The 4,644-nt window shown below is 48.6% G+C and carries 5 protein-coding genes and 1 pseudogene; 5 read left to right on the top strand and 1 reads right to left on the bottom strand.

What is annotated here, in order from left to right; genetic code table 11:
• Window positions 1-749 (bottom strand): lipid II flippase MurJ (locus RMO84_RS17550; RefSeq protein WP_310489728.1); only part of this gene is annotated, 749 nt, incomplete at its 3' end.
• A 223-nt stretch (window positions 750-972) separates the two neighbouring features.
• Between RMO84_RS17550 and RMO84_RS17545 the strand changes: the two genes are divergently transcribed.
• From RMO84_RS17545 to RMO84_RS17525, 5 genes and pseudogenes are all read left to right on the top strand, one after another.
• The gene (locus tag RMO84_RS17545; RefSeq protein ID WP_310489727.1) at window positions 973-2,112 is read left to right on the top strand and encodes an AI-2E family transporter; all 1,140 of its coding nucleotides are present in this window, start codon (window positions 973-975) and stop codon (window positions 2,110-2,112) included.
• Between the two features lie 147 nt (window positions 2,113-2,259).
• Entirely contained in the window at window positions 2,260-2,805 is a 546-nt protein-coding gene (psbP, locus tag RMO84_RS17540; protein WP_310489726.1) for a photosystem II reaction center PsbP, read from the top strand.
• Between the two features lie 82 nt (window positions 2,806-2,887).
• Window positions 2,888-3,475: a nucleoside triphosphate pyrophosphatase gene (locus RMO84_RS17535; protein ID WP_310489725.1), complete on the top strand. Its 588-nt coding sequence runs from the start codon at window positions 2,888-2,890 to the stop codon at window positions 3,473-3,475.
• 65 nt (window positions 3,476-3,540) lie between these two features.
• On the top strand, window positions 3,541-4,332 hold the full coding sequence (locus RMO84_RS17530) for a hypothetical protein (protein WP_310489724.1): 792 nt from the start codon (window positions 3,541-3,543) through the stop codon (window positions 4,330-4,332).
• Between the two features lie 88 nt (window positions 4,333-4,420).
• Window positions 4,421-4,644: pseudogene (locus RMO84_RS17525) on the top strand (prolipoprotein diacylglyceryl transferase); the annotation flags it as partial.

Raw genomic sequence — 4,644 nt, 5'->3', positions numbered from 1 at the left:
ACACCCTGGCGTCGCCACTCAAATCGAGGTTTAATCGTCCCCAATCCGGCCTTCCATTGAGTGACAACTTGCATCAACCATTGCAAGGTGGCACCGATGAGAAGGGTCGCAGCAAGGACTCTCCCGCCCAATAACGCATTCTCGCGGAGGGCGATATCTGACTTCAAAAATAATGCCAGCAAACCAATGCCGATAATCGTCGCCGAACTGGTGAGCAAGGGACTGATCGAGGGCAACCAGTAAAAATCTGCCGAACTGAGCGTCCCGAAGCCAATCCCGATGAAGCCAGCTAGCACTGCCATCCCCGACATGATTTGCAACTGTTCGATCGCGCTTTGACGCACTAAGGCACCAGCGATCGCATCGCTGCGCTGCAACAACTGCGGTGCTGTCAGATCGATTAACTGACTGGCAAAACAGAAGATCGCAATACTCACACCGAGTAAAATAATGCCGACGATCGTCGTTACGGTTTCGACGATCGCGACCGTTTCGGATTTGTCTTTGTGCTTGGCGAGGACGCTGACGATCGCGCTATGAAATGGCCCATTCATCCCACCGAGTAAGATGAGCAAGAAGCCAGGAATAGCGTACGCGTAAGTAAATGCCTCGACTGGTACCCCATTCCCAAAGGCGGCGGCGAGAGCCACCTGACGGACTAGCCCAAAAACTTTGCTAATTAAGGTGGCAGCGGCAACGATCCCAGCAATGCTGGCGATCGATTTAATTGGTTTCTTCGATTCAGTCACAAAGCTAGGGGTTAGGGATTAGGGATTAGAGATTAGGGGTTAGCGAGCAATCTCAACCCAAAGTAGTAAATAAAATACCCATTTATCTTAGATCGGGTTGTCCATCAATGAGTATGTCGATTTTCATTCTGAGAGGCTCCGCCAATGAGTCCCGCCGCTTTTTGGATTTAGACGGCGATCGTCGCTTAAACTAGATAATTAAGCTATCGTTCATCGATCCCCAATGCGCCGTTTCCCCGCCAATATCCAAAACTTACTACTCATCGGACTAGGATTTCCGATCGTGGCACTCAATATCTGGGTATTGTCGCAATTTTTCCGCTATTTCGAGCATCTGATTACCGTTTTGACGATCGCGGCACTGGTCGCTTTTTTACTCAATTATCCAGTTAAGATTCTCGAACGCTTACATTTTCGGCGCGTACCCGCAATTATTAGCGTGTTGCTGATTACTTTAGCATTGCTGATCGTTTTGGGTGTCACTGTCGTGCCCAATGCGATCGAACAAACAACCGAGCTAGTCAAGCAGGTACCAGAGTGGATTCGGGCGAGTAACGAAAATATTAATACTTGGGAAGAATGGGGTAAAAGTAAGGGTTTGTCGATCGACTTTAATGTGTTGAGAACGCAGATCAATGCCAAGATCGACACCCAATTACAAATTATCGGGGCTGAAGTAGTGGGATTGGCGGTCAGCACCCTGTCTGGGGTGGTCGATACGCTCTCAATCTTTGTCTTGTCGGTCTATATGTTGCTGTACGGTGACAAATTGTGGCTGGGAATTGTGGCCTTATTACCCGATCGAATTAGGGTGCCTTTGAGCGAATCATTACGCCTAAATTTCCAAAACTTTTTTATCAGTCAACTGATTTTAGGCACGTTCATGGCGACGACACTCACGGTAGTGTTCTTTTTCTTGAAAGTTCCATTTGAATTATCTTTCGCAATCTTTATCGGTGCTGCCGAACTGATTCCGTTCATTGGGGCGAGTTTGGGGATCGGCCTAGTCACGCTGGTGATTATGTTAAAAAACTTTGGACTGGGCGTATCGGTGTTGATTGCTTCATTAATCGTCCAACAAATTAAAGATAATTTGTTAGCACCGCGTTTGATGGGCGAATTTATCGGCTTAAATCCGATCGCCATCCTGATCTGTTTGCTCACTGGCGGTCAAATTGCTGGATTGCTGGGCGTCATTGTCGCCGTCCCGATCGCTGGCACGATCAAAGGCACGATCGAAGGCACAATGGATCTGGCTCGCAAACAAGCGCACAATAATATGGTTCAGCAGCCAGAATACGCTGGGGAATCGATCGACGGGGAATCGGATGGAGACTGGGGGACTGGGGGACTGGGAGACTAGGGGACTGGGTAACGCTTGCATTCAAATCCACTGTTTACTATTCCCTACCCTCTACCCTCTACCCTCTAAAGCCTAAAGCCTAAAGCCTAAAGCCTAAGTAAGTCTATAATTATTACCGACAAGCATTGCTATTAAAATCAGAACTTTATGTGGAAACAAGCTATCGTGTCGTTAATGTTGGCACTGGCGATCGGATTACAACTGAATGTCGCTCCCGCCGAAGCTGCTGGCTTGCAGGGCTATGTCGATACCGCTGATGGTTATAAGTTTCTCTATCCGAATGGCTGGGTAGCGGTGAAAACGACCAAAGGTGCGGATATTATTTTCCACGACTTGATCGAATCGAGTGAAAATGTCAGCGTTGTCATCAGTCAGGTAGATAAAGACAAGAAGCTCAGCGATCTCGGTAGTGCTTCTGACGTGGGCTATAAATTGGGCAAAAACGCGATCGCTCCGCCAGGATCGGGACGAGAGGCCGATTTAATTAGTGCCGAAACTCACGAAGCAAAAGGTAAGACATATTATATTCTCGAATATGATGTCAAACTTCCTACCAGCAAACGCCATAATATCGCTAGTGTGGTGGTCAGTCGCGGTAAGTTGTTTACCTTTAATGCTTCGACGACCGATCGACGGTGGCAGAGAATGAAACAAGTTTTCAATGACGTAGTCAATTCATTTAGTGTTGCCTAGCATTGGCAAGGTATGCCTGATGCCTGCGGAGATCGGTCGATGTGCCGATCTCCGCCAGATTGTTTGCTAACGTTACGAAACTATGACTCTTAATTTTGTCCTCGCCTCTGCTTCCCCCGCACGCCGTCGATTGCTGCAAAGCGTAGGCATCAATCCGTTGGTCTGCGTCAGTCACTTTGATGAATCCCAAATCCAATTGAGCGATCCAGCAGCGTTGGTGGAGACATTAGCACAGCGCAAAGCCGAAGTCGTGCTCTCTCAGGTCAATGATTCGCTCGTCCTCGGCTGTGATTCGATCTTAGTTGTCGATGGCGAAATTCACGGCAAGCCGCCAGATTCGGTCGCGGCATTTACCCGGTGGCAAAAAATGCGGGGTCGGATCGGCAAACTCTATACCGGACATGCCCTCATCGACCAAATTCAGCAGCGACGAGTCGTGCGCTGTGGAATTACCCAGGTTTACTTCGGACGAGTAACCGATGCCCAGATTCAGGCGTATATTGCCACTGGCGAACCATTAGTCTGTGCGGGCGGTTTTGCCTTGGAAGGAAAAGGTAGTGCCCTCATTGACAAAATAGACGGGTGTCACAGTAATGTAATTGGTCTAAGCTTGCCATTACTCCGATCGATGTTGGCCGAACTAGGCTACGATCTCAGCAGTTACTGGTGAGTCCTGTTAGCCAAAAAATCCGATCTCCAGCGCAGTTACGTGGTGAGTCCTGTTACTCAAAAAATATGATCTCCAGCGCAGAATTTCAACAAAAACTTCGATCGGGACAAATTTATGAAGCTTTGGCGTTAGTGGTGCAAGAGACGATCGAATTGGAGATTACAACTCAGATGACAGAAGATCCACATAGCGATCCCGCTGCTGATGGAGAATATCTCCGCACCAAAATCAATCTCCTCACTGGCCAGATCCACAATGAGGTAGACAAAAATATCGTAACCAATCCAAACTTTGCTAAGCTGCAACGGTTGCATATCGACCAGATTGTCGCCAGTCAGTTGAGCGTCCGCAGTTACTTAGAGCAGATTCAGGCAATTTTGGCGATCTTACCGCCCAGTTCGACAGCTCCTAGCACCAGTTCGCCGTCACATCCCGAACGCTATCACTCTAGTCTAGAGCCAATCGAGCTGTTAGCAGCCCTACCCATCGCGGCTATCGATCCTACTGGCGAGCTTGAAGAAGATCTCGATCTGTCGATCGATCGAGATGGGGAAGTCTGGGAAGAATGGGTCGAAGATGAAGACTTTATTGCCAGCTCGGACATCCCAGCACCACCGTTAATTTCGCTGAGAATACCGCATCCAGAGCCGCCATCCCAGTGGGTTGGCAGACCGCTCGACTCGATTGCGATCAAACCACTCGTGCCCCGCACTACTGCCATCCCGATCGATCCCGCCACTCACTGGGAGAAATTCGAGCCGGAATATATGAGTGCCGATCTCGAAACTCAGCCGCGCATCAAGCATTATCCCGATCCGCAGCAGATGGATAAAATATTGGCAGATTTAAATATTTAAGCTGACTGGTAGGAGTAGCTGTGGGTAGCTCCATCTCGGTTTGCCAAGTTACGCGATCGCTCGACTATCCACTGTCAATTAATTGTATATGTTCGCCCAATTCCTCAGTGTTCCCCCGATCGGTAGTGTAGATCTCGTTGCTACGCTACAATTTGCCGGCTTAGATGTGGCGATACCGACCCAGATCGGCGGTCAATTTAGTTGGGCACAATCGTTACTAGCTTGGATATTTATGTCCCCAGGCGAAGAAATTTTTAATCTGGGTGGCTTTCGCTTGAAATGGTATGGAGTATTAATTGCCTCTGCGGTGTT

This window comes from Chamaesiphon sp. VAR_69_metabat_338 (assembly GCF_031423935.1).
Lineage (GTDB): Bacteria > Cyanobacteriota > Cyanobacteriia > Cyanobacteriales > Chamaesiphonaceae > Chamaesiphon.
This window is presented reverse-complemented; position numbering and strand designations above follow the sequence as displayed.

What these genes read in the sequence shown, in the direction of transcription:
- RMO84_RS17535 (WP_310489725.1), top strand. Translation starts at nt 2,888, where the DNA reads ATGACTCTTAATTTTGTCCTCGCCTCTGCTTCCCCCGCACGCCGTCGA.
- RMO84_RS17545 (WP_310489727.1), top strand. Translation starts at nt 973, where the DNA reads ATGCGCCGTTTCCCCGCCAATATCCAAAACTTACTACTCATCGGACTA.
- RMO84_RS17530 (WP_310489724.1), top strand. Translation starts at nt 3,541, where the DNA reads ATGATCTCCAGCGCAGAATTTCAACAAAAACTTCGATCGGGACAAATT.
- psbP (WP_310489726.1), top strand. Translation starts at nt 2,260, where the DNA reads ATGTGGAAACAAGCTATCGTGTCGTTAATGTTGGCACTGGCGATCGGA.